Annotated in this window: 21 protein-coding genes; 6 read left to right on the forward strand and 15 right to left on the reverse strand. The window is 58.8% G+C overall.

The window, feature by feature from the left end; genetic code table 11:
- Window positions 1–73 precede the first annotated feature (73 nt).
- Window positions 74–478, forward strand: coding sequence for an ASCH domain-containing protein (locus ACL2XG_RS17235; protein ID WP_413721661.1), 405 nt, complete (start codon window positions 74–76; stop codon window positions 476–478).
- Between the two features lie 105 nt (window positions 479–583).
- Here ACL2XG_RS17235 and ACL2XG_RS17240 read toward each other — a convergent pair whose 3' ends face one another.
- Window positions 584–1006 carry a DoxX family protein gene (locus tag ACL2XG_RS17240; protein ID WP_410013049.1) on the reverse strand — a complete coding sequence of 141 codons (423 nt, stop codon included), beginning with the start codon at window positions 1004–1006 and terminating at the stop codon, window positions 584–586.
- 342 nt (window positions 1007–1348) lie between these two features.
- On the opposite strand from ACL2XG_RS17240, the gene prlC reads away from it, so the two are divergent.
- Both prlC and rsmJ read left to right on the forward strand, forming a co-directional pair.
- Window positions 1349–3391, forward strand: coding sequence for an oligopeptidase A (gene prlC / locus ACL2XG_RS17245; RefSeq protein ID WP_410013050.1), 2043 nt, complete (start codon window positions 1349–1351; stop codon window positions 3389–3391).
- Window positions 3391–4179, forward strand: coding sequence for a 16S rRNA (guanine(1516)-N(2))-methyltransferase RsmJ (gene rsmJ / locus ACL2XG_RS17250; protein WP_413721660.1), 789 nt, complete (start codon window positions 3391–3393; stop codon window positions 4177–4179). The genes prlC and rsmJ overlap by 1 nt, the downstream gene beginning before the upstream one ends.
- A gap of 86 nt (window positions 4180–4265) precedes the next feature.
- On the opposite strand, the gene uspA is transcribed toward rsmJ, so the two are convergent.
- Complete coding sequence (gene uspA / locus ACL2XG_RS17255) at window positions 4266–4709, reverse strand: universal stress protein UspA (protein WP_162367300.1); 444 nt, start codon at window positions 4707–4709, stop codon at window positions 4266–4268.
- 583 nt (window positions 4710–5292) lie between these two features.
- Here uspA and uspB point away from each other — a divergent pair.
- On the forward strand, window positions 5293–5628 hold the full coding sequence (gene uspB, locus ACL2XG_RS17260) for a universal stress protein UspB (RefSeq protein ID WP_410013052.1): 336 nt from the start codon (window positions 5293–5295) through the stop codon (window positions 5626–5628).
- Window positions 5629–5710: 82 nt separating this feature from the next.
- Here uspB and pitA read toward each other — a convergent pair whose 3' ends face one another.
- A complete protein-coding gene (pitA, locus tag ACL2XG_RS17265; RefSeq protein ID WP_410013053.1) occupies window positions 5711–7216 on the reverse strand; it encodes an inorganic phosphate transporter PitA in 1506 nt (501 codons plus the stop codon).
- A gap of 288 nt (window positions 7217–7504) precedes the next feature.
- On the opposite strand from pitA, the gene ACL2XG_RS17270 reads away from it, so the two are divergent.
- A complete protein-coding gene (locus ACL2XG_RS17270; RefSeq protein ID WP_413723510.1) occupies window positions 7505–8716 on the forward strand; it encodes an NAD(P)/FAD-dependent oxidoreductase in 1212 nt (403 codons plus the stop codon).
- A 15-nt stretch (window positions 8717–8731) separates the two neighbouring features.
- Here the strand turns inward: ACL2XG_RS17270 and ACL2XG_RS17275 are convergent, their stop codons facing one another.
- The 9 genes from ACL2XG_RS17275 to aegA form a co-directional block, all read right to left on the reverse strand.
- Window positions 8732–9883: a hypothetical protein gene (locus ACL2XG_RS17275; RefSeq protein ID WP_413721659.1), complete on the reverse strand. Its 1152-nt coding sequence runs from the start codon at window positions 9881–9883 to the stop codon at window positions 8732–8734.
- A 182-nt stretch (window positions 9884–10065) separates the two neighbouring features.
- Window positions 10066–11205 (reverse strand): hypothetical protein, encoded by a 1140-nt coding sequence (locus ACL2XG_RS17280; RefSeq protein WP_413721658.1) that lies wholly within the window; start codon window positions 11203–11205, stop codon window positions 10066–10068.
- Window positions 11206–11458: 253 nt separating this feature from the next.
- Entirely contained in the window at window positions 11459–12076 is a 618-nt protein-coding gene (locus ACL2XG_RS17285) for a TetR/AcrR family transcriptional regulator (RefSeq protein ID WP_413721657.1), read from the reverse strand.
- Window positions 12077–12120: 44 nt separating this feature from the next.
- A complete protein-coding gene (locus tag ACL2XG_RS17290; protein ID WP_410013057.1) occupies window positions 12121–13317 on the reverse strand; it encodes an MFS transporter in 1197 nt (398 codons plus the stop codon).
- 103 nt (window positions 13318–13420) lie between these two features.
- On the reverse strand, window positions 13421–14350 hold the full coding sequence (locus ACL2XG_RS17295; protein ID WP_413721656.1) for a LysR family transcriptional regulator: 930 nt from the start codon (window positions 14348–14350) through the stop codon (window positions 13421–13423).
- 96 nt (window positions 14351–14446) lie between these two features.
- Window positions 14447–15949, reverse strand: a complete 1503-nt coding sequence (gene proP, locus ACL2XG_RS17300) for a glycine betaine/L-proline transporter ProP (protein WP_410013059.1) — start codon at window positions 15947–15949, stop codon at window positions 14447–14449.
- A gap of 247 nt (window positions 15950–16196) precedes the next feature.
- Entirely contained in the window at window positions 16197–17480 is a 1284-nt protein-coding gene (locus ACL2XG_RS17305; protein WP_413721655.1) for an acid phosphatase, read from the reverse strand.
- A 161-nt stretch (window positions 17481–17641) separates the two neighbouring features.
- Window positions 17642–18169 (reverse strand): 4Fe-4S dicluster domain-containing protein, encoded by a 528-nt coding sequence (locus ACL2XG_RS17310; protein WP_413721654.1) that lies wholly within the window; start codon window positions 18167–18169, stop codon window positions 17642–17644.
- Window positions 18170–18187: 18 nt separating this feature from the next.
- A complete protein-coding gene (gene aegA, locus ACL2XG_RS17315; RefSeq protein WP_413721653.1) occupies window positions 18188–20200 on the reverse strand; it encodes a formate-dependent uric acid utilization protein AegA in 2013 nt (670 codons plus the stop codon).
- Between the two features lie 409 nt (window positions 20201–20609).
- Here aegA and ACL2XG_RS17320 point away from each other — a divergent pair, with 409 nt between their 5' ends.
- Window positions 20610–21824 carry an MFS transporter gene (locus ACL2XG_RS17320; RefSeq protein WP_410016694.1) on the forward strand — a complete coding sequence of 405 codons (1215 nt, stop codon included), beginning with the start codon at window positions 20610–20612 and terminating at the stop codon, window positions 21822–21824.
- A 25-nt stretch (window positions 21825–21849) separates the two neighbouring features.
- Here the strand turns inward: ACL2XG_RS17320 and ACL2XG_RS17325 are convergent, their stop codons facing one another.
- The 3 genes from ACL2XG_RS17325 to ACL2XG_RS17335 all read right to left on the reverse strand — a co-directional run bounded on the left by ACL2XG_RS17325 (window position 21850) and on the right by ACL2XG_RS17335 (window position 23636).
- Window positions 21850–22407, reverse strand: a complete 558-nt coding sequence (locus ACL2XG_RS17325) for a DcrB family lipoprotein (protein ID WP_410013063.1) — start codon at window positions 22405–22407, stop codon at window positions 21850–21852.
- An 81-nt stretch (window positions 22408–22488) separates the two neighbouring features.
- The gene (locus ACL2XG_RS17330; RefSeq protein ID WP_410013064.1) at window positions 22489–22923 is read right to left on the reverse strand and encodes a GNAT family N-acetyltransferase; all 435 of its coding nucleotides are present in this window, start codon (window positions 22921–22923) and stop codon (window positions 22489–22491) included.
- A 47-nt stretch (window positions 22924–22970) separates the two neighbouring features.
- On the reverse strand, window positions 22971–23636 hold the full coding sequence (locus ACL2XG_RS17335) for a 7-cyano-7-deazaguanine/7-aminomethyl-7-deazaguanine transporter (protein ID WP_410013065.1): 666 nt from the start codon (window positions 23634–23636) through the stop codon (window positions 22971–22973).
- Window positions 23637–23811 lie beyond the last annotated feature (175 nt).

Here is a 23811-nt window from a genome sequence, read left to right on the forward strand (position 1 = left end):
ACTCAATACGGCTTTTCTGTTAATGGATCGTTTAGATTTTTTCCAGGTAATTTATTGAAAGGATGGGGTTATCATGCGGATTGTTCTTGCGGACCGTTATCCCGGCGCCCAATTCTGGGCTTTTGGCGACAGCGCCGAGATGGCCGATACTCTGCTGGCCCTGGTCCTGCGCGGCGAAAAAACCGCGTCCTGCTGTTCTTATACCGCTTTCCGGCAGGACGGGGCCCCGGCTGTCGGCGGTTATCATGTGATACTGGACGGCGCCGACAATCCCGCCTGCGTCATCCGCACCGTGGCGCAACGGTTGGTGCGTTATTGCGACGTGACCGCCGACATGGCCGCCCTGGAAGGCGAGGGAGATAAGAGCCTGGACTACTGGCGGGCGGCGCATCGGGATTTTTTTCAGCGCGAGGGCGGCTTTTCACCGAAGATGCTGCTGGTATTCGAGCAATTCACGCTGATAGAAAGACTTCAATGAAAAACGGCATATCGCCCGCAGCCGCCGTCCCCGGGCCGGGATGGCGGGGTATTTCCCGCACGGCGCCATGCCTTGCCGGCCATCCAAGCCGGCGGGGGCGGGCGTTTAACGCAGGTTAGGATTGCTCATCACGCTATACCGGCCGCAGCCCAACAGCGCTATGGCGATGCCGGCGAACAGGTAAACGGCGATAACCTCAAAACCCCAGCCGCCCACTTTGTCCAGGGTCAATATCATGCCCGGATTGGTAATCAGCCAGGCAAAGAGCATGGTAAAACAAAATACCAGCGCGGCGGGGCGTACCAGGATGCCGAGGATAAACAGCACCGGCACCACTATCTCGCCGAGAAACACACCGTAGGCAACAAACGCCGGCATGCCGTGCCGCTCCACCATGCCGACGATACCGTCAATACCATAGATCGCTTTATGGATGCCATGAAGCATCATCATGCCGCCAAAAGCGACGCGCAGCACTAATCTTCCTAAATCCGGTTTATCCAGCATACGGTTAAAAGCAGCAATCATTTTACACCATCCCATTTGCAATAAATTTGAATGATTATCGTTGTAACCATTATTACTCTTTTCAGCGACAAAAGCCCACCGCTTAAATGAGCCAGATCAACCAAATAGCAGCAATAACGAAAATAAATTTCCCCTACGGCCGCGGGGCATATTGGCATCCCTCAGCCTGGGGTGTGGGGCAGCAACCGCGCTGTTCTCTCCCCGCGCCGCCGCTATTTTCCACGGGCCGTTAGCCGTCGTCGGCGTTAACGGCATAACACATTCCGTTGCCCGCCATTGATTTTCGCTATAGTTAGCCTCATGTTACTTTCATATCTTTTAAACAATGATCAGGGCCGCGCTATGACAAATCCGTTGTTGACTCCATTTTCCTTGCCGCCGTTTTCCGCCATTCTTCCTGAGCATATCGTCCCGGCGGTAAAATCCGCCCTTGCCGACTGCCGACAGACCGTTGAGCGCATCGTTGCGCTATCGGGTCCGTATACCTGGGACACCTTATGCCAGCCGCTTGCGGAAGCGGACGATCGCCTGGGCCGCATCTGGTCGCCGGTCGGCCATCTGAACGCGGTGCAGAACAGCCCGGAGCTGCGCGAAGCCTATGAGCAAAGCCTGCCGTTATTGTCGGAATACAGTACCTGGGTGGGCCAGAACAAGGGGTTGTACGACGCGTATCGCGATTTGCGCAACGGCGAATACTACGATGAGCTGAGCGTGGCGCAAAAAAAAGCGGTTGATAACGCCCTGCGCGACTTCGAGCTGTCGGGGATCGGCCTTTCACCCGAGAAACAAAAGCGCTATGGCGAGATTGCCGCGCGCCTGTCGGAGCTGGGTTCGGCCTATAGCAATAATGTGCTGGACGCCACCATGGGGTGGAGCAAGCTGATTACCGACGAAGGCGAACTCGGCGGCATGCCGGAAAGCGCGCTGGCCGCGGCCCGCGCCCAGGCGGAGGCGAAGGGGCAGGAAGGCTGGCTGATTACCCTTGATATCCCCAGCTATCTGCCGGTGATGACGTATTGCGATAACGCCGCCCTGCGTGAAGAACTGTACCGCGCCTATGTCACCCGCGCCTCCGACCAGGGTCCCAACGCCGGCAAATGGGACAACGGCCCGATCATGGAGGAAATCCTGGCGCTGCGGCACGAATTCGCCCAACTGCTGGGTTTCGCCAGCTATGCCGATAAGTCCCTGGCGACCAAAATGGCGCAAAATCCGCAGCAGGTGCTGGATTTTCTCACCGATCTGGCCCGGCGCGCCCGTCCGCAGGGCGAGCAGGAACTGGAGCAGCTGCGCGCCTTCGCGGCCAAACACCACGGCCGCGATGCGTTAAATCCCTGGGATATTACCTACTATAGCGAAAAGCAAAAACAACATCTTTACGCCATCAGCGATGAGCAGCTGCGGCCTTATTTCCCCGAGCAGCGGGTGGTAAACGGCCTGTTTGAGGTGGTGAACCGCATCTATGGCATCACCGCCGAGGAGCGTACGGATGTGGATACCTGGCATCCCGAGGTGCGTTTTTTCGATTTGTTCGACGAACAGGGCGAGCTGCGCGGTAGTTTCTACCTGGATTTATATGCCCGCGACAATAAGCGCGGCGGTGCCTGGATGGACGATTGCGTCGGCATGCTGCGCAAAGCCGACGGCAGCCTGCAAAAGCCGGTGGCCTACCTGACCTGCAATTTTAACCGCCCGGTCAGCGGCAAGCCGGCGCTGTTTACCCACGACGAGGTCACCACCCTGTTCCACGAATTCGGCCACGGCTTGCATCATATGCTGACCCGCATCGACACTCCCGGGGTTGCCGGCATCAGCGGTGTGCCCTGGGACGCGGTGGAACTGCCCAGCCAGTTTATGGAAAACTTCTGCTGGCGGCCCGAGGCGCTGGCCTTTATCTCCGGCCATTATGAAACCCACGAGCCGTTGCCCAAAGCCATGCTGGATAAGCTGCTGGCGGCGAAAAATTACCAGGCGGCCCTGTTTATCCTGCGCCAGCTGGAATTCGGCCTGTTTGATTTCCGCATGCATTTCGAATACAGCCAGGAACAGGGCGCGCGCATCCTGCAAACGCTGGCGGAGGTGAAACAGCAGGTGGCGGTCATGCCGGCGGTGGAATGGAGCCGTTTCCCCCATGCGTTCAGCCATATATTCGCCGGCGGTTACGCGGCGGGCTACTACAGCTATCTCTGGGCCGACGTGCTGGCGGCGGACGCCTGGTCGCGCTTTGAGGAAGAGGGGATCTTCAATCGGCAAACCGGCCAGTCGTTCCTGGACAATATTCTCTCGCGCGGCGGTTCCGAGGAGCCGATGGCGCTGTTTGTCCGTTTCCGCGGCCGTGAACCCGAGCTGGACGCCATGCTGCATCATTACGGTATCCGCGGATAATGCCGCTGGAGCCGCTGGCGCTGCGTTGTGAACCGGGCGTGGACAAGGCGCGTTTAGCGGCCCTGGCTGAACGCTGGGGCCTGCTGCACGATGCGTCGGCGGTGATGGAACTGGTGCTGACGCCGGAGCGCCTTGAGCTGCGCAAGCGCGATGAGCCGAAGCTCGGCGCCATCTTCGTCGATTTTACCGGCGGGGTAATGGCACATCGCCGCCGCTTCGGCGGCGGACGCGGCGAAGCCATCGCCCGGGCGGTGGGTGTAAAGGGTAAAACGCTGCCGGACGTGGTGGACGCGACGGCGGGCCTGGGGCGCGATGCGTTTGTCCTGGCGTCCCTCGGCTGCCGTGTGCGCATGTTCGAGCGCCATCCCGTGGTGGCGGCGCTGCTGGACGACGGGCTGCAACGGGCCTATGACGACCCGGAGGTGGGGACATGGCTGCGTGAGCGCCTGACGCTGGTGCACGGCTCCAGCCTGATCGGGTTAACCGGGCTGCGGCCGCGTCCGGATGCGGTTTATCTTGATCCGATGTTTCCGCACCGGCAGAAAAGCGCGCTGGTTAAAAAAGAGATGCGGGTGTTTCAATCGCTGGTGGGCGCCGACGAGGACGCCGACGAACTGCTTCTACCCGCGCGCGCGCTGGCGACCCGGCGGGTGGTGGTCAAACGCCCGGACTATGCTCCGCCGCTGGCGGGCATTGCCGCCCAGGCCCATGTCACCACAAAAAATCATCGTTTCGATATCTATACCCCACAAGCAATCCCCGCAGAGCAACAGGTTACGGCGGATTAAACCCGCCGGAGAGGCGGAATATCGGGTGAAACCATGCATGCGCCGGCCCCCGCCCCGTAGGGCGGAGGCTGTGCGCATCAACACGCTTAATCCTCGTAGACTTCTTCGTCGTTCAACGGCACGATCAGCATATCCACATGGACGGTATTGATCAGCTGGCGGGCCGACGACATCAGCTTGCTCCAGAAATCCTGATGATGTCCACACAGGACCAGATCGACATCGTACTTATTGATGGCATCCACCAGCACCTGGCCTAAATCGCCGCTGCCGCTGAGGATTTCGGCAATCGGATAATGGGCGTTCTGCGACAGCTGCGTCATCGCATTTTGGGTTTCCTCGGAGATGCGTTTTTGCATATCCCCGAGATTGACGTCGATAAGTCCGGTATAGAGATCGGAATAATTGACGTCAACATGGATCAACGAAATCTTCGCGTTGTACGGTCTGGCCATCGATACTGCTTTTTCCACCAACACATTGCTTTCCGGTGAAAGGTCAACGGCGATAAGGATGTGTTTATAAGACATAATCAGACTCCTTGCAAAATGTCACTCGTTAACTCCGCGCGACGTGGGTACTCATCCGGCATGTCTGTGACGCCTTAAGTTTAACACTCGGCGGCGTTCCAGAAGTGATGCCGTGATCACACCTATCCGTATGATATTTATCAACCCGCCCAGCATTTTCGGCTGGGGCGATACTCCGGCGGTAAAACCTTAACAGCAATAACTAACATAATTGAATTATAATTATTAATTTTTCAACGCACTAAATTTAGTATAGCTTTTATTAGAAAGGGCATCGCGCATTATCCGGGGAGGATGCGACGTAGCCCGTATGCCGGGGTGACCCGGCAAGGCGCGGTCGCGTTGCTGAAAAAAAACCGGCTAAAAGAACAATTTTTGTCGCTTCGATTGCTTTCTTTAGACAAACTTTTCTACACTCAATATTGCAAGGTCCGGCAGTATTTTTACTGCGTATATCCATTCTCGGTTATATCAATTTTTGGGGTGGGCTTCTTCAGCTCTGTGGTTAGTTGCTATCGCGCGTAAACCGCTGCCGGCCCGGATGTCGGAAGGTTGTGTGGAGTCGCGTTGCCGGGGGGGATTTATGATCAACACCGTTGCGCTTTTCTGGGCTTTATGTGTCGTCTGTGTCGTTAATATGGCGCGTTATTACTCATCGTTGCGGGCATTATTGGTGGTACTGCGGGGGTGCGATCCGCTGCTCTACCAGTACGTGGACGGCGGCGGGTTTTTCACCGCGCACGGACAGCCCAGCAAGCAGCTCAGGCTGGTACGCTACATCATTGCCCAGCGGTATCTCGATCATCACGATCCGGAATTTATCCGCCGCTGCGAGCGGGTGCGCCGGCAATTTATGCTGACCAGCGCGCTGTGCGGATTCATCGTCGTCAGCCTGATTGCCCTGGCTATCTGGCACTGAGACGTAAAGAAACCGTGCTGGGAATCAAACAATTAAAAAGGCGACCCGCAGGCCGCCCTTTTCACTACGCCTGCCGGATGCGTTAAATCAGCTTCAATGCCAGCCAGTAAAGACTACCCGAGAGCACGATAGCCACCGGCAGGGTGAGTACCCATGCCAGCAGGATATTTTGCACGGTCTTACCCTGGACGCCGCCGCCGTCCACCAGCATGGTGCCCGCCACCGCGGAGGACAATACATGGGTGGTGGAAACCGGCATGCCGGTATAGCTGGCGGCGCCGATGGACACGGCGGCGGTCATCTGCGCCGACAGTCCCTGCGCGTAGGTCATGCCCTTCTTGCCGATCTTTTCGCCGATGGTGGTGGCAACGCGCCGCCAGCCAATCATGGTGCCCAGCGACAAGGCCAGCGCCACGGCAACGATAATCCACAGCGGCGCGTACTCCACGGTTGCCAGCAGATCCTTACGCAAATTATTCAGGAAGCGTTTATCTTCGCCGGTGGTTTGCGGCAGCTTGGCGGTCCGGTCCGCGGTATCGGCGACGCACATCAACAGGCGGCGCACATGCGCGCGCTCGAAGGGCGTGATCTTATCGTAGCTCTGCAAATTATCCAGCAGCGCCATGGCGCGGGTGATGGCCAGCAGCGCCCGGGAACTGTCGCAGTGAAACTCGGCCGGCGTGGACGGCAGGGCGTTGACATCCGGCGTCGGAATCGCCGGCGGTTCGGCGTTAACCACCTGCGGCAGGGCGCCTTGATGCTGCAGGTAAAATTGCTGCAGGTTGCCGACCGCGTCGCGGGTGCGGGCGATATCATAGCCGGTGGAATTCATATTCACCACGAACCCGGCCGGCGCGACGCCTATCAATACCAGCATGATCAAGCCGATACCTTTCTGTCCGTCATTGGCGCCGTGGGCAAAACTCACCCCGGCGGCCGACAGGATAAGCGCAGTGCGGGTCCAGAACGGCGGTTTGCGTTTGCCGTCTTTCTTCTCCCGTTCCGCCGGCGTCAAATGAATGCGGCGCCGTTTCGGGGTGCTGCTCCAGTAACGGCGCAGCGCGAAGACCATGATACCGGCCACCACCAGCCCGACGATGGGCGAAATGATCAGCGACAGGAAGATCTCGATAAGCTTCGGGATATTCAGCGCGTCCAGCACCGACGAGTCGGTTACCATGGCGTTGGTCAGGCCGATGCCGATAATGGCGCCAATCAAGGTATGCGAGCTGGAGGCCGGCAAACCGAAGTACCAGGTTCCCAGGTTCCAGATAATGGCCGCCAGCAGCATGGAAAACATCATTGCCAGGCCGTGGGTGGAGCTGACGTTTAACAACAGGTCGACCGGCAGCAGATGCACGATGGCATACGCCACGCTCAGGCCGCCGAGCAGCACGCCGAGAAAATTGAAGATTCCCGACATGCCCACGGCCAGCTGCGAGCGCAGGGCACGTGTGTAGATTACGGTTGCTACCGCATTGGCGGTATCATGAAACCCGTTGATGGCTTCATACACCAGGACAAAAATCAATGCGAGCACCAGCATAAGACCGGTATGAAACTCCAGGCCGGTAAATAGATGTAGCATAGGGTTACGCCATAGATTGGACATGAACGGGGCGCATTATCTGCGACAACAGGGGCCGTGGAAAAGAGAAATATGACCTTTTTATGACATTTCTGTCGGCACTGCGCGGGCTTGTCCGCACTTTACTCTGTAAAATCATGAGGATAACTATGCTTACTGATTTTATCATCCTGTTACGTTGGCATAAGGCCACCGGGGACATTACAATCGGCCCCCGCGTGGAACGCACAATAGCCGGACGGACGCCCTTTTTCATGATTAAGCAGGCATAAGCAGAGAGCAAGTATGGTGGAACAGTTTGACGTAGTGGTGATCGGCGCCGGCGCCGCGGGCATGTTTTGCGCCGCGCAGGCCGGCCGGCTGGGCCGCAGGGTATTGCTGCTGGATAACGGCAAAAAGCCGGGACGGAAAATTCTCATGTCCGGCGGCGGCCGCTGTAATTTCACCAATTTGTATGTCGAGCCGGCGGCGTTCCTCTCGCAAAATCCGCATTTCTGCAAGTCCGCCCTGTCGCGTTATACCCAGTGGGACTTTATTGCCCTGATGCAGCAATACGGCATCGCCTGGCATGAAAAAACCCTCGGCCAGCTTTTTTGCGACGACTCGGCGCAGCAGGTGGTGGATTTGCTGCTCAAGGAGTGCGAATTGGGCCAGGTGACGCTGCGGTGTCGCAGCGAGGTAGGGGCCGTGGAAAAACGCGGCGATGATTTTTTCCTGACCCTGCCGGGCGGCGCCATCAAAACCGCCCGCCTGGTGATCGCGACAGGCGGCCTGTCCATGCCCGGCCTGGGCGCCACGCCCTTCGGTTATAAAATTGCCCAACAGTTCGGACTGCCGGTCATCCCCACCCGCGCCGCGCTGGTGCCTTTTACCCTGCATAAGCCCCTGCTGGAACAGTTAAGCGTGCTGTCCGGCATCGGCGTGCCCGCGGTGGTCGTTGCTGAAAACGGCGTCTCGTTCCGGGAAAACCTGCTGTTTACCCATCGTGGACTGTCGGGACCCGCCATATTGCAGATTTCCAGCTTCTGGCAAAGCGGCGAGTACCTGACGCTTAACCTGCTGCCTGATACCGATTTAGCCACGTTCCTGGCGGCTGAATTGCGCGAACACCCCAACCAAAGCCTGAAAAACACCCTGGCAAAACTGTTGCCGCGTCGTTTTGTCGAGATGTGGTTCGCCCTGCTGGCCATTCCGGAATGCACGCTAAAACAGCTCACCCACCGCCAGCAGGCCGATTGGGTTCTGGCCCTGCAGCAGTGGCGGGTGCAGCCGAACGGCACCGAGGGCTATCGCACCGCCGAGGTCACCCAGGGCGGCGTGGATACCCGCTATCTCTCGTCCAAAACCATGGAAAGCCGGCAGGTGCCGGGACTGTATTTTATCGGCGAGGTGGTGGATGTGATAGGCTGGCTGGGCGGCTATAACTTCCAATGGGCCTGGAGCTCGGCGTGGGCCTGCGCGCAGGCGCTGGGGGCCGCGGAACGCCCTAACCCTGCCTGAGGGTCACGCGGTGACTTAACGCAGACGCCTGATCTCATGATCCCGGTACTTGTAGTTACAGCGCAGTTCCACGCCTGCGGGGATATCAGCCAGCGTGAACACCGCGATAACCGATACCGTGCGCTTATTCGCCAGAATCGCCGGAAACCGGGCCATTTCCACATTATAGCCGGATCGGGCCTGGCGGCAGGGACGGCCATGCTCGTCATATTCAACCAGGGTGTTTATTTTGGATATGATGCCGTCGCCGTCAAGAATGATCTCCTCTTCCTGATCATCGGCCGCTATGGATATCAGATAGTCATGATCGAAAACGGTTTTGTCGCACACCCCTTCCGGTACCAGGACACCGGCGTAGATTCCCACGCACGTCCCTTTCGCCAACGGCCTGGCGGCCATCACCCCCCATTGGCCGATAAGGGATTTTTCCCGCTCCGGCACATCGTTCCTGGTGAGCTTACGGCACTGCAACAAGCCTGCATAAAGCGCGGCCCGATCGGCGCCGCTCACATCTCCGCTGGCAAAGGGCACTACCTGGTCATTGGCATAGCGGTTATTGGCGGTGGTCGCCAGCGAGAAACGGTTGAGATGGATGATCGTCACGGCATTGCCGTCCACGTCCCGATAGGGCGGCAGGGCATCGAGACCGGTGTGATAACTTCTGTTCCTGGCAATGATGGTGCTGCGGATCTCGCTTTTCATGAATTGGTTCAGCACGCCGTTCATAAACACCCGGGCAATCAAATGCGTCGCCGCGCGTTCTTCTTCACTGGCCTGGTCGGGCGGTTGCCCGGCCCGGCCATCCACTAATTTAAGCGCGTGCAACCGCGCACTCCAATTCAAACCATGGCGGCGGTTAACGTGTATGCTCATTCCTGCAAGCGCGGCATGGTCTTGCGGCGTCATCAATTTGTCAGCCAATGCCCGGACACACTGCAGCCCGATACTGACCGCGCGATAGGGGTGCTTTTCCTTTTCACCCGCCTTACGCAAGGTACTTTCCAGAATGGCATGCCACTGGCGCCAAACCGGGCGGCACCGGTCACAGCAGTTCTCCGCCACCTTCAGGTGACTGGTTAGCCTGGACAGCCCGCCTGGCCGACGGACCTTGCCCGCCGGGAGGGAATGTATGGCGGGTGGGCCGCCGGGGGAATGAATATTGTACATACTAAGTGGACCTCCCTATCATCATTGCTGCGCGTCGCTTCTCTGCTTTACAGCCGGTAAGCCATGGACGTGGCTTTCATACGGAGCTTATCGGGAGGGGATACGCGGCACAACAAGGCCGGCTGACATAAGATTTTTCCCCGCGCCGGGTTCGCGGCTTCGCGTTTAGCCGCTATTGTTCATCAGGTTCTGTTATCGGCAGTGGTGTTATATTCCGGCGGCGTCAGGGAATAAATACGCAGTTCCTCACCGGCGGCGATGTTCCTTAAGGCAAATATCGCCAATACATAAATTTTCCTGCCATCCGCCAGTTCCGCCAAAAATTTGGCCGCCTCGACATTGCAGCTTTTCGCTGCGGGCTTATGCGCAGCCCTGGGATCGTCGTAAGCGAAACCGGCCCTTATTTTCGCCAAAATGCCATCACTGTCCAGATAAGTGTCAGGCCCGCCACACACTGAAATATCGACGATATATTCCATATTGAAAAACTGCCGGTGCGCCATAAGATATTCATCGACCAGCGTCCCTGACAGCACGCCTACGCAGGTATCCTTAGCGATCGGGCTGCGCGCCATCACCCTCCACTGTGGCGCCGCCTCCGCCTCCGGTCGCGACGGTTTATCCAATGCTGCATGGCGCAACATAACCTGCGCATATAATTTCAATCTCGCCAAGGGCGCCGTTGTCGAGGTTATAAACGGTTTAACCCCATCATTGGCGTAAACTTTGCCTGAAACGACTTTTTTTGAGTCGGCGCTGATGCTTTTTATTTTCAATATCGTGTCGTCCGAGCGACGAAACGGATAAAGGCCGTTCAGGAGGGGCTCGTAGCAGCGGCTTCGTTCCAATTGTGCCTGGTGGAACTTGGCGTGCAAAAATTCATCAAGCAAGCCTCTCATCAGTAGTTTGGCGAACAGATGAGTCGCTGCGCGTTCTTCCGGTTTTTGTTCATGCTGTTTTTTTCTGCCCGCAAGCGCAAAGATATGGTCGAGAAGCTGTTTTTCGTGCAGGTCGGTTACTAACAGGCTGACGCCAAGTATATTCTCGTCCGCCGCGCTCACCAGCCGTTCGGCAATGTCATATCTGGCCTGCATGCTATGCAGCATCCTTGCCGGTGGATGCGGCGCGGTCAGCATGCCGTCCTCCATTTTAGCGACTTCCTGATTCCATCTTTCCCAGAGGGTCGCGCATCTTTCACAGCAATTTTGTATCCGGGCAAAATGGCTCGCGATCCGGGTTAACGCCTTTGCGGGTTGCGGTGCCGACAGGCTGCGCAAGGTGATAAATTCCTTGAGATAGGGCGAAGCGATTTGGTCCATCATCCGTTCCTGTTTTTATCGTCATAAGGTGGAGCTAAAGCTAAACGGCTAAAACAGGGCTGGCAAGCAGTCTGGCGGGAGAGAGTTTTTGCCCTGCGGCAAGAGAGGGAGAGGGTTGAGACAACGTTATCTGCGGGCATCAGGCCACAGACGCCGCCGCGTATTTCACGGCGCGATGATGACAGCTTTCCGGCCTGGAACAATACTCGGATCTCTTACCGCAACTGAAGGGGTTGTCGGCGGGCTGTCCGGTATTTTAATCCAGGATTTTTAACGCCAGCGCCACCAGCTCCGCCATGTCGTCAAGCGAGCGGCCGGTTTTCCCCACCACCCGCATCCCAAGCAGGATGGTTAACATCATCCTGGCGGCGGCCGCGCTGTTAACGCCGGGTTTAATTGAACCGTCGGCCTTGCCCTGATCAATCAGCGCCGCCAGCAGGTTTTCATTGCCTCGCAGCGTCCCGGCGACAGCCTCCGCCAGTGCCGGATCAAAGGTATCCAGCCCGATGGCGCTGCCGACGACCAGGCAGCCGCGTTGTCCTTCGATATCATGGGATGATTCGGCGTAAAACCGCAGTACCGCGCGCAGGCGCTCGCGGCCGGTGGCGACGGCGGCGAGCCGGTCGGCCAAATCCGCGTTACGCAGGGACGTATAACGATCGAATGCCGCCAGGAACAGGGTGCGCTTATCGCTGAAGGCTTTGTAAATACTGCCGGCCGACAACCCCATCGCCTGGGCCAGATCGCTGATGGAGGCGGCGGTGTAGCCTTTGGATCTGAAGATCAGGATGGCCTGATCAAGCGCCAGGTCCATCGCGAACCCGCGCGGTCGCCCGGGGCTGCGGGCGTGGTGGGGAACAGTGTCTGTATTCATTGTGCCATTATAAGGAAATGGTCGTTTCCCAAACAAGGGTTATTTTACACCCTATGGCGCGGCGTAGCCGCCATAAAGACGCCGGCCAGGATTGCCAGCGTGATGGCAAAATAGCCCACGCCATGCCAGCCGGCCCGTTCCCAGGCCATCATCGCGCCCATGGAGCCCAGGGTGCCGCCGAGGAACATGCCGCCCATAAACAGGGTGTTTACCCGTCCCTTGGCTTCTTCCCGCAGACCGTAGATGACATGCTGGTTGGCGACCAGCGCGCTCTGTACGCCGAGGTCGAGCAAAATCACACCGACCGTCAGGCCGATAAGCGACGTCCAGCCCATAAATACCAGCCAGGCAATCAGCGTCAGCGCGGCGCCCATGATAATCACGGGGCGTCCGCCGAGGCGATCGGCCATCCTGCCGGCGGCCGGAGCGGCAAATACGCCCACCGCGCCCACGACCCCGAACAATCCGGCAATACCGGATCCCAGATGGTAGGCCGAATGATCCAGATAAATAGCCAGGATAGTCCAGAAGGCGCTAAAAGAGGCAAACAGCGCGGCCTGGGTCAGGGTCGCCTGGCGCAGGCGCGGCTCTTCGCGCCATAAGTGGATCAGGGAAGCCATCAGCGCCGGATAGCTCAGGGCGGCGCGCGCCGTCGCGGTCGTTTTAGGCAGCATGCGGTACATCAGCAGCGCGCCGAGCAGCGCCAGCGGCACGCCCAGCAGGAACATGGCGCGCCAGCCGGCATATTCGGCCACCAGGCCGGCCAGGGTGCGGCTCAGCAGAATACCGCTTAACAACCCGCTCATCACGCTGCCCACCACCGCGCCGCGCCGGGCGGGAGAGGCCAGGGTCGCCGCCACCGGCACGATCTGCTGCGCCGCCGTGGCGCCAATGCCCAGCAATAGCGACGCGCCCAGCAGCGTCCAGCCCGTAGGCGCGAACGCCGCCAGCAGCGAGGCTAGCGCCAGCATCAGGAACTGCAGCACAATCAGCCGGCGCCGTTCAAACAAATCGCCCAGCGGCACCAGCAGCAGCAGCCCGGCCGCGTAGCCCAGCTGGGTGATGGTCGGTATAAGGCCGGGGGCAGACTGACCGGGAAAACTCGCCGCGATCACCACCATCATCGGCTGGTTGTAATAAATATTCGCCACGGCGATGCCGCTGGCCGCCGCCATGGCGAAAATCAACAGTTGGCTGATGACGCCGGTTTGCCTCTGGGAGGCATTGGTTACAATAGACATGATTTTTTCCGTCAAGTGAAATGCCGTCGCCACCGCGACGACCGTTGACGTTAAGACTACCGGTCGGCGGAGTGCGCCGGTAGACCGTGGAAATCGATAGCTTTTATTCCGCTGGGGAATAGGTGGCGTTCAGCGCGGCGGCGGGGCCCGGCCCGAGGATAGCGGCAAAATACTCGACGAATGCGCGCGCCTTGGCGCTGGCCAGACGGCCGGTGGGAAATACCGCCCACAAATCCATCATCGGCAGATGCCAGTCGTCGAGCACCGTGATCACTTCGCCGCGCGCCTGCTCCGGGGCGAACATCCAAAGCGATGCCATGGCCAGGCCAACGCCCGAGCGCACCAGGGTGCGAATACCCTCTGCGGCCGAGACCTGTACCCGTCCCTGGGCATTGATAGTGCGCGTCTCTTCGCCACGGGTAAAAACCCATCGCGCGCCGCCGCCCCGGCTTTGGGTGTAGACCACCGCCTGGTGGCCGAGGAGATCCTCCGGTTTAACGGGTTTGCCGCAGCGGGCAAAATACGCCGGCGTGCCGACAATCTGCAGCGGCGCCGAGCTGAGCTTGCGCGCAATCAGGCTGGAGTCGCTGAGCGCGCCCAGGCGCAGCGCCACGTCGATCCCTTCGGCAATCAGGTCGATATTGCGGTCATCAAGCACGACGTCGACGTGCAGTTCGGGATGACGGGACAAAAAAAGACCGAGGTGCGGCAAGACATTCATCCGGGCAAAGGTCACCGGCGCGCAGATCCGCAACCGGCCGGTCAAACCATGGCCCGCGCCGCGCGCCGACGCATCGGCGTCATTGATGTCGTCGATGGCCCGTTTGGCGCGCTGGTAATACTCTTCGCCCGCCGCGGTGGGGGTCAGGCCGCGGGTCGAGCGCAACAGCAGCCTGACGCCGAGCCGCTCCTCCAGTTGCGCGATGGTCTTGGATACCGCCGGCTGGCCGATGGCAAGCCGGCGGGCGGCGGCGGAAAAAGAGCCGGTTTCCACGACATAGACCAAAGCTTCCATCGCCGCTAATCGATCCACGCTATTCCTCCGGGGAATGGGATATCACTGCCCGCAGTTTACCCGTCTTAAGCCGTAATCCGCCAGTTCCGGGTGAGGTGCGCCCCGGGGGCATCGCTAATCGATTTGGGGGTGCTGAACCGCCAGCGCCTGCCGTTTGATTTCCAGCTCCTTGATTTGACTATCGATATCCTCGATACGTTGCTCGATATTATCGTATTGTTCCTGCAACAGTTCCTTGGCTTCCGTTTTGTCCGAGGCCGCCGGCGCGGCGCCCTTCAGGGGCAGATTGGCGGTTTCTTTCATATACAGCCCCGTCAGCAGGCCGATAACGGCGACCAGCATCAGGTAATAGGCGGGCATATACAGATTCCGCGTCTCCTCGACAATCCAGGCGATAAGCGTAGGCGTCAGGCCCGCCACCAGAATCGAGATATTGAACGAAATGGCCAGCGCGCTATAGCGGATATGCGTCGGGAACATAGCCGGCAAGGTAGAGGCCATCACGCCGGTAAACGCGTTCAGCAATACCGCCAGGATCAAGAGTCCCAGGAAAATTAGCCCGATAATGCCGCTGTTGATCATGATAAAGCAGGGAATAGCGCAAATAAACAACCCGATGCTGCCGCCAATCACAAAAGGTTTGCGTCCATACCTATCGCTCATCAGGCCGATAAGGGGTTGCACAAACAGCATGCCCACCATAATGGCGATAATAATCAGTACGCCGCGGTTTTCCGAATAATGCAGGCTATGGGACAGATAGCTCGGCATATAGGTCAGCAGCATGTAATAGGTGACATTCGTGGCAATAACCAGGCCTACGCAGCTCAGCAGGCTTTTCCATTGGGTGGTGGCTATCTCGCGAAAGGACACCTTGGGCGGCGCCTGGAGGGTGGTTTTGGCGTCTTTATCGATGCTATCGATATGCTGCTGAAAGGTGGGCGTCTCCTCCAGGGCATTACGCAGATAGATGCCGATAAGCCCCAGTGGCGCGGCCAGGTAAAACGGAATCCGCCAGCCCCAGCTGATAAAATTGTCTTCTCCCACCATGCTGGAAATAAACACCACGCAACCCGCCCCCAACACGAAGCCGGCAATGGAGCCGAAATCAAGCCAACTGCCGAGGAAGCCACGCTTCCTATCGGGAGAATATTCGGCGACAAAGATGGCTGCGCCGGAATATTCGCCGCCTACCGAGAATCCCTGCGCCAGTTTGGCCGTCAGCAATAGGATCGGCGCCCAGATGCCAATCGAGGCGTAAGAAGGGATAAGACCGATACAAAACGTACTGGCCGACATAATAATGATGGTTACCGACAGCACCTTCTGCCGTCCGAACTTATCGCCCAGCCCGCCAAAAAACAGGCCGCCCAGGGGCCTGACCAAAAACGGCACCGAAAAGGTCGCCAGCGCCGCGATCATTTGCACGCCGGCATTGGCGCCGGGAAAAAATACCTGTCCCAGCGCGTAGGCGACAAAACCATATACGCCAAAATCGAACCATTCCATGGCGTTGCCCAGCGCGGCCGCGGTAATGGCCTTTTTGAGCTTCACGTCGTCGATGATCGTGATGTCTTGTATTCGCATGGGTTTCATGCGTTTTTTTCTTAATAGCATTGCTCGGTTCCTCGGTCCATAAGCGCTCTCCCGACAGCCTGGACAGTCACTATGCCATGATGCCGGTAGGACTAAATTCGCGAGGAGTATAGTGTTAAATGACCAGGCTGGCAGAATATATCGTTCATTTCGTCAATTTAGCGGCCTGGTTGGCGCCAATGGCGGCATTTTTGGCGTTTTATTCCGCGGGTTTGGTCCGCCGCCGGATTGCCGCAATGGGGCGGAGAACCGGCGGCCGCGCCGGCCTTTATCGACGGGCCGCTGTGCCGATCGCCGCGTCATGTAAATCAAGGCGTTGCCAAAAATTCTGCTCGCCGTTGCCCCCGGACAGGGGATAGCCGTCCGCCAGGGCGGTTTTTACCAGCAACGCGCGTCGCTGCGCGCCGGAAAGGCCAGGCAGCGGCGCTTCCAGCAGCACCTCCGCGCCCGCGGGCACGCTGACGGGCCTGGCGGCGGTTTTCTGCACCGGCAGGCCGTAGGTCATGGTATAGCGATAAAACGCCGTCATGGCGCTATCGCGATAGGGGTCGCTCCCGGCGTCGCTTTGGGCGCAAGCCGCCAGCGCCATGCCGCATTCTTTTTCCAGCGCGCCGCGCAGTTGGCTTTTGGCCTGCTCGAACAGCGCGCGGTATGGCGCGTCATTCAGGAAATGCGCCACGTTGCGCTCGGCAACCATCCGCGATCCAATGACATCCAATGGATAATGTACGCCCAGCACGATACGGGAATAGCCGTAGCGGGCGCCGCGATCGAGAAGCGGCACAAACCGCTCGGGCAGCATCTCCGCCAGCAGCAGGGCATCGGTATAACCGGTATTGGTATGGCCGCTGGGAAAGGCGCCGGCGGTGGCGGTATAGGGATGGCCGTCTTTTACCACGCTGTCGTCCGGCACCAGATGGATTTGATTGGCCGGACGTAAAAAGGGCCGGTCATAATTAAAATGATCCTTGGCGGCCGAGGTACTGATTTCCGAGTTTTTGATTAATGCGGCGGCCTTGGCGATTTCGCCTTTTTCATAGGCGTCGAGAAAGGCTTTGCCCAGGCGCGGGCCCAACGCGTCGGCGAGGAAAAACAGGTAATTCTGCCCTTCGGCGTCCACCAGCGCCTGCCGGCGCTGTCCCTGGGTGGCGTCGCGGTTAATCTGGGTGACCGTGGCCAGGCTTTGCGCCTGTACCGCCGGCGATAACCGCGTGAATTCCTCCAGCAGCGCGATGTCGGCCTGCTGGTTCTGCTTGACGGCAAAATCATAACCGCTGGCGGCCAGCCACTGCTTATCCGCTTGTTTTGGCGTTTGTTTGGCTTTGTCCAATTGGGACCGGGCCAGCGTGGCGGCGCCGCCTTGCAGGGCCTGGCGCAAGTCCTGCTGGATACGCTGCTCAAGAGCGGCAAATTGCGGATCCTGGCTGGCCGGCGTGGTGGCGTCGACGATGGCGACGATGCGGCGCGGATCCAGGGTCGTGGGCTGCGCCAGGGCCGGGCCGATAAATAATATCGCCGTGGAGGCGATAACCAGGGAAGTGAGAGAGCGCATGGCGAATCCTTCTGTTTTATTTCGTGGGGGAAAAGCAATTAACATCACGAAATAAAACTAGGCCGGATTTATGACAGTTTAATGTCAGCGGGGCACTGGCGATAAAAGGCGGTTTGCCGCCATGGCGCGGGCATCAGTTCAACCCGGCCGCGGCCGCGATATTATCCACCGAGGCCGGGCAGCGCGCCGTTGGCCGCATCCCGCTGCCTTTGCCGCAGCCGGCGTGCCAATTCGTCCGCGCGCATCAGTTCCAGCGCGCCGGTGGGACAGGCTTCGACACAGGCAGGTCCCCGCGCGCGCCCGCTGCAGATATCGCATTTGTGCGCCGTGGCCCAATACGACGCCGGCCGGGTCGCGGTCGCGGCCACGGAGACGGCGCTAACGGAAATCATGCCGTAGGGGCAGGCCAGCGCGCAGGATTTGCAGCCGACGCATAACGACTGCAGCACCTGGACGCTATTGTCGAGATAACGAATGGCGCCGGTGGGGCAGGCGTTGGCGCAAGGGGCGTTTTCGCACTGGCGGCAAAGCACCGGCGTGGTGATGCGAGAGGTTTTGACCACCTTGAGGCGCGGCGCAAAATTCTGCGGACTGATGCCGCGTTCACCGCCGTGCGCCGTGGCGCAGGCGATCTCGCAGGTGCGGCAGCCGATGCACTGGCTGCTGTCGGCGATAATAAACTGGTTCATCGTTCGCTCCCGCCGCCCTTAGCGCACATGCAAATAACAGCTGATGCTTTCGGCGGCCTTGCGCCCTTCGGCGATGGCGGTCACGATCAGATCCGCGCCGCGCACGATGTCGCCGCCGGCAAAAATCTTGGCATTGCTGGTCTGGTAGGGATAGCCGGAGACCGTGGGCGCCACGACCCGTCCCTGCTTATCCAGCACCACGTTATGATCCGCCAGCCAGTTCATGCGGTGCGGCTTGAACCCAAAAGCCATGATCACCGCGTCGGCGGCGATCAAATGCTCGGAGCCGGCCACCGGCACCGCCTTGCGCCGGCCGTTTTCATCCGGTTCGCCCATGGCGGTGGTTACCATGGTGACGCCGGTAACCCGGCCCGCCCCGTCGACTTCAATGCGCAGCGGCTGCTGGTTGAACATAAATTCCGCCCCTTCCTCACGGGCGTTTTTTACCTCGCGCTTAGAGCCGGGCATATTTTTTTCATCCCGGCGATAGGCGCAGATCACCTGGCGCGCGTCGTGGCGCAGCGACGTCCGCACGCAGTCCATGGCGGTATCGCCGCCGCCCAGCACCAGCACGGTTTTACCCTCCAGGCTGATATAGGTATGCTCGTCGGTATCGGGATATCCCATCAGGTGGCGGGTATTGGCGATCAGGAAAGGCAGGGCGTCGAGCACGCCTTCGGCCTGCTCGTTGTCAAGCCCGGAACGCATCGACTGGTACGTGCCGACGCCCAGGAACAGCGCATCGAACTCGCTTAACAGTTGCTCCATGGTGATATCCCGGCCAATTTCCGTATTGAGCCGGAATTCGACGCCCATGGCGCTGAAAATCTCGCGCCGGCGGCTCATAACGCTTTTTTCCAGCTTAAAGGCCGGGATGCCGAACGTCAGCAGCCCGCCGATTTCCGGGTATCGGTCGAATACCACCGGCGTAATGCCGTTGCGTACCAGGATATCGGCGCAGCCAAGGCCGGCCGGTCCGGCGCCGATGACCGCCACCCGTTTGCCGCTGGGTATCACCTGCGACATATCCGGCCGCCAGCCCATAGTGAACGCCGTTTCGGTAATATAACGCTCGATATGGCCGATGGTCACCGCTCCCTGGCGGTCGTTTAAGGTACAGGACTGCTCGCACAGGCGATCCTGTGGACAGACGCGGCCGCAGACTTCAGGCAGGCTGCTGGTTTTGTGGCTCAGTTCGGCCGCTTCCAGGATCCGTCCCTGATGGGCCAGCTTAATCCACTGTGGAATCGCGTTATGCAGCGGGCAGGTCCACTGGCAAATGGTGCGTTCGCCGCAGTTAAGGCAGCGCTCGGACTGTTCGCCAATCTGCGTTTCGTTAAACGGCTGGTAGATTTCGGCGAAACTGGTTTTGCGCTGTTCAAGCGGGATTTTGGCCGCTTCCAGCCTGGGCGTGCGCGGCATATCAAGCAGGTTAACCCTGGGATGCCGGCTGCGCGCCTGGCTTGCGGGCGGCGAGCTGACCGGGCGTGCGCCGGCCAGCAGGTAGCTGGCGGGATCTTTTAACGCGGCGGCGAAGCGCTTTTGCTGCTGACGCACGGCGATCTCCTGCTCATCCACCAATGTCAGTGCCTGTGTCGGGCAGGCGCCGACACAGGCGGGCGTGTAATTTTCCGCCGCGCACAAATCGCATTTTTGCGCCTCGGTTCTTTCATAGGCCTCGGCCAGACGCTGGCTGGCGGGCTGTACGGTCTCGGTCACCACCGTCATCATGCCGAACGGGCAGGCGATAACGCAGCTTTTGCAGCCGATGCATTTTTCCTGCAATACCTGGATGGAATCATGGCTGCGCACTATGGCGTCGTTGGGACAGGCGCTGGCGCAGGGGGCGTCTTCGCAATGATGGCAGGAAACCGCGATACTGGCTTTTGTGCCCTTGATGACCCTAAGCCGCGGCGTAAAGTATTCGCGTTTGCTGGGGAACTGGCCGCCATGATGGGCAACAACACAGGCCACTTCGCAACTGCGGCAGCCGATACAGGTTTCTGACTCTGCCACGATAAATCGGTTCATACGTCTTTCCTGCCGCGGTAGGCCCCACGGCGCAGCGTTATAGGTATTTTGCCCGTGCCGGTACGGGCGTGCCGCCAAAATAATAGCCCTATCTTTATAATGGTTACTGTTTCTTCAATGCAATCTTTTTTCTCGGCGAAAGGCGAAAGTTCGCTGCTTTTGCTACCTGGATGCAGCCGTTTTGTGCAGGTCGTGAAATAAACCGGCGGTCGTTGGGGTAAATGCCCAAGGCGGGAGGGCGCGGATTTTCAGGTATCGCCCGGTCGGCAAAAGATGCTTTTTTGGGCAAATGTCTGGAAATTTAGGCATCGCCACCATGATCGCCCGGGGACATTTCGTTATACTTGTTAATTATTTGTTCACCGGGCGGGTCCCGGTACAGCCGCCCTTTGCCGTGAGTATGATGTCGATGCCTGGTTCTTCACCTCAGCAGGCCGCCAGCGGATGGCGTCTTAATCTGAATATTCTCTCCATCGTTGTCTTCAACTTCGTGAATTATTTATCCATTGGCCTGCCGCTGGCGGTATTGCCCGGTTATGTGCATAACCATATGGGCTACAGTGCGTTTTGGGCCGGCCTGGTGATCAGCCTGCAATATCTCGCTACCCTTCTGAGCCGTCCCTGGGCCGGGCGTTATGCCGACCGGGTCGGGCCGAAACGCATCGTGGTGCTGGGCTTGTTCGGCTGCCTGCTGAGCGGGGTATTTTACCTGTTGTCATTGCTGGGCGACGCCCTGCCGGTCGCGGCGTTAATCCTGTTATGCGCCGGACGGGTGATACTGGGCATCGGGCAAAGTTTTGTCGGCACCGGCGCCACCCTGTGGGGGGTGGGCGCGGTCGGCTCGCTGCATATCGGCCGGGTGATCTCCTGGAACGGCGTGGCAAGCTACGGCGCCCTGGCCGTAGGCGCGCCGCTGGGGGTATGGTTGTACTATCTGGGCGGCTTGGGATTAATGGCGGCGGCGATCATTGTGGTTTGCGCCATGGCGATTATGGCGGCGGTGCGCAAACCGCCGGTGAAGACCGCCACCGGTAAGCAGATTCCCTTTAGCGCGGTGGTTGGGCTTATCTGGCGTTACGGGCTGGTGCTGGCGTTCGCGTCCTGCGGGTTTGGCGTGATCGCCACCTTCATTACCCTGTTTTATGGCGATAAAGGCTGGGACGGCGCCGCTTTCGCCCTGACGCTGTTCAGCGTTGCGTTTGTCGGCACCCGGCTATTTTTTCCCAACAGTATTAACCGCTATGGCGGATTACGGGTTTCCATGGCCTGTTTTAGCGTGGAAGCCGCCGGCCTGCTGCTGGTGTGGCTCTCTGGCTCGCCCTGGATGGCGGAGGTGGGCGCGTTCCTGACGGGCGCCGGTTTCTCGTTAGTTTTCCCTGCGCTGGGGGTGGTGGCGATGAAGGAAGTGCCGCCGCAGAACCAGGGCAGCGCGCTGGCCACCTTTACCGCGTTTATGGATTTATCGCTGGGTATCGTCGGACCGCTGGCGGGCGTGTTGATGGCCCATGCAGGCGTTTCGTCGATTTATCTTTCAGCCGCCCTGCTGGTGCTGCTGGCACTGTTGATGACGCTGTCGCTCAGGCGGCGGGTGCTGCGCAACCACGCGTCCGGCCAGGCGCGTTAGAGCCGGCCCGCGGGGGCCGGACGGTTTATTTTACCACCAGGGTATTGAGGATAGACTCAGCCGCGGTTTGCGCCGTTTGCTGGTTTTCGGCGGGGAGGGTGATTTGCATGGTCAGCAGATGATTATCCACCCGGCCGATGACCACCGACGAATAGGCCGGTTTGCCGCCGCTGGAGACGATGCTGTCCAGCTGCTGAAACGTTTGGCCATTGACGGTAACGGCTTTATTGGTGACGACCTGCAGGTCCGGGTCGCGCGAGCGCTGCTGATCTTCCAGCCGCTGGGCCAGTACATCCAGCCCTTCGGTGGTATTATCGCCGAGGATGACGATCACCGCCTTGTGGCCCGTTTCATCGGCATAGACGTGCATATTATTGGCCTGGGTGCCCACCTTGCCGCTCTGATCGCTCATATCCCCGGGCAGGGCGAAGGTGAGCTTGCCGTCAAGCAGGCTGACTTTGGTTTGTGCCTGGCTATGCGCCGCGCCGTTGTCGACCGTGGCGTTGCGATCGTTTTTATTGTCACAGGCCGCCAGCCCGAAAACCAGTAAACCGATGCCGAGATACTTCGCTGCTTTCTGCATAAATTTCCTTAATGACTCCATTTATTCAGCCGTTCAGCTGTTTATAATCCGATGCGCTTGGGAAAGGCAACCAACTGATTGTCATAACTTTTTCTCAAGCCAAACCTGATTTTCCCCTTCATCATCCTGCGTTCCGTTCCGCGTCGGCAGGTAATGATTTGATATAAGAAACAATAGCATCCCCTGGAAGCTGCTGCGCGTATTTACGTTAATGGTGTGATATCCCTGCGCTTTTGCCCATGTTTCCTGCGCGGCCAGCAGCGCCCGCGCCACTCCCTGACGGCGGAAATCGGGCAAAACGCCCGCCAGCCACAGGTGAAATTCGCCGGCATTAAGGGCATATCCCGCAATAAAGCCTACGGGGCGGCCGTTGATCTCGGCGATAAGCAATTGATGCGGCCGGTGCTGCAGCCGCATTTCGATATCCATCAGGGAGTGGTGCGCATTCAGCTCCGGCAACTGAGCATACAATAGATGGATCTCTTTCGCGCTGGCAGTACGGTGGTTAATTATCATGGCAATCTCCCAAAAGCGAGTAAGCCAAGAATAACGCAATATGGAGGTTAACTCAGTTGGAGAAATCCGTTATTGCCCGGCCGTGCCATCCGTTTAAGCAGCATATTCAGCAAGATACCGTACATCGGCAGAAAAAACACCATGCTTATCAGTAGCTTGAAGCTATAATCCACCAAGGCGATCTCCACCCAATGCGCGGCCATAAACGGATCGGTGCTTTTATAAAACGCGATAAAAAAGAACGCCAGCGTATCGCTGATATTCCCAAGCAGCGTGGAGGCCGTCGGCGCCACCCACCACGGAAAACCGCGGCGCAGCCGGTTAAAGACATGGACATCCAGGATCTGGCCCAGGGCGTAGGCCATAAAACTGGCGCAGGCGATGCGGGCGACAAACAGATTAAGCTGCGCGAGTACGGCCATACCCTGCCATTCCCCCTGGTAAAACAGCGATGAAACGATATAGGAGATCACCAGCGCCGGCACCATTACAGCCAGGATAATCCTGCGGGCCAGCGGCGCGCCGAATATCCGTACCGTCAGGTCGGTTGCCAGGAAGATAAAAGGAAAAGTAAAGGCGCCCCAGGTGGTTTTGAAGCCGAAAACAGCAATCGGCAACTGCACCAGATAATTGCTTGAGGTGATAATGATAATGTGGAACAGCGCCAGCCAGAGCAGCGCATGCAGCCGCTGGCGCGGGGTAAATTTGAACATATATGGCCTTTTTTTGATAAATGGGGTGAGGGAACCCAGAACAAGAGATGCGCCGTTCAGCTATTAATTAACCACTTATGGGCGCGGCGCGCATAATACCTGCTTGTATTTAAAATGCAACCGTTGAGTTTATCATCAAATTCAGCCAAGCTTGCACAGACTCACGAACGCTGGA

It is taken from the genome of Sodalis sp. RH24, from assembly GCF_047324145.1.
Taxonomy (GTDB): domain Bacteria; phylum Pseudomonadota; class Gammaproteobacteria; order Enterobacterales; family Enterobacteriaceae; genus Acerihabitans.

What these genes read in the sequence shown, in the direction of transcription:
- ACL2XG_RS17235 (WP_413721661.1), top strand. Translation starts at nt 74, where the DNA reads ATGCGGATTGTTCTTGCGGACCGTTATCCCGGCGCCCAATTCTGGGCT.
- ACL2XG_RS17240 (WP_410013049.1), bottom strand. Translation starts at nt 1,006, where the DNA reads ATGATTGCTGCTTTTAACCGTATGCTGGATAAACCGGATTTAGGAAGA.
- prlC (WP_410013050.1), top strand. Translation starts at nt 1,349, where the DNA reads ATGACAAATCCGTTGTTGACTCCATTTTCCTTGCCGCCGTTTTCCGCC.
- rsmJ (WP_413721660.1), top strand. Translation starts at nt 3,391, where the DNA reads ATGCCGCTGGAGCCGCTGGCGCTGCGTTGTGAACCGGGCGTGGACAAG.
- uspA (WP_162367300.1), bottom strand. Translation starts at nt 4,709, where the DNA reads ATGTCTTATAAACACATCCTTATCGCCGTTGACCTTTCACCGGAAAGC.
- uspB (WP_410013052.1), top strand. Translation starts at nt 5,293, where the DNA reads ATGATCAACACCGTTGCGCTTTTCTGGGCTTTATGTGTCGTCTGTGTC.
- pitA (WP_410013053.1), bottom strand. Translation starts at nt 7,216, where the DNA reads ATGCTACATCTATTTACCGGCCTGGAGTTTCATACCGGTCTTATGCTG.
- ACL2XG_RS17275 (WP_413721659.1), bottom strand. Translation starts at nt 9,883, where the DNA reads ATGTACAATATTCATTCCCCCGGCGGCCCACCCGCCATACATTCCCTC.
- ACL2XG_RS17280 (WP_413721658.1), bottom strand. Translation starts at nt 11,205, where the DNA reads ATGATGGACCAAATCGCTTCGCCCTATCTCAAGGAATTTATCACCTTG.
- ACL2XG_RS17285 (WP_413721657.1), bottom strand. Translation starts at nt 12,076, where the DNA reads ATGAATACAGACACTGTTCCCCACCACGCCCGCAGCCCCGGGCGACCG.
- ACL2XG_RS17290 (WP_410013057.1), bottom strand. Translation starts at nt 13,317, where the DNA reads ATGTCTATTGTAACCAATGCCTCCCAGAGGCAAACCGGCGTCATCAGC.
- proP (WP_410013059.1), bottom strand. Translation starts at nt 15,949, where the DNA reads ATGCTATTAAGAAAAAAACGCATGAAACCCATGCGAATACAAGACATC.
- ACL2XG_RS17305 (WP_413721655.1), bottom strand. Translation starts at nt 17,480, where the DNA reads ATGCGCTCTCTCACTTCCCTGGTTATCGCCTCCACGGCGATATTATTT.
- ACL2XG_RS17310 (WP_413721654.1), bottom strand. Translation starts at nt 18,169, where the DNA reads ATGAACCAGTTTATTATCGCCGACAGCAGCCAGTGCATCGGCTGCCGC.
- aegA (WP_413721653.1), bottom strand. Translation starts at nt 20,200, where the DNA reads ATGAACCGATTTATCGTGGCAGAGTCAGAAACCTGTATCGGCTGCCGC.
- ACL2XG_RS17320 (WP_410016694.1), top strand. Translation starts at nt 20,610, where the DNA reads ATGCCTGGTTCTTCACCTCAGCAGGCCGCCAGCGGATGGCGTCTTAAT.
- ACL2XG_RS17325 (WP_410013063.1), bottom strand. Translation starts at nt 22,407, where the DNA reads ATGCAGAAAGCAGCGAAGTATCTCGGCATCGGTTTACTGGTTTTCGGG.
- ACL2XG_RS17330 (WP_410013064.1), bottom strand. Translation starts at nt 22,923, where the DNA reads ATGATAATTAACCACCGTACTGCCAGCGCGAAAGAGATCCATCTATTG.
- ACL2XG_RS17335 (WP_410013065.1), bottom strand. Translation starts at nt 23,636, where the DNA reads ATGTTCAAATTTACCCCGCGCCAGCGGCTGCATGCGCTGCTCTGGCTG.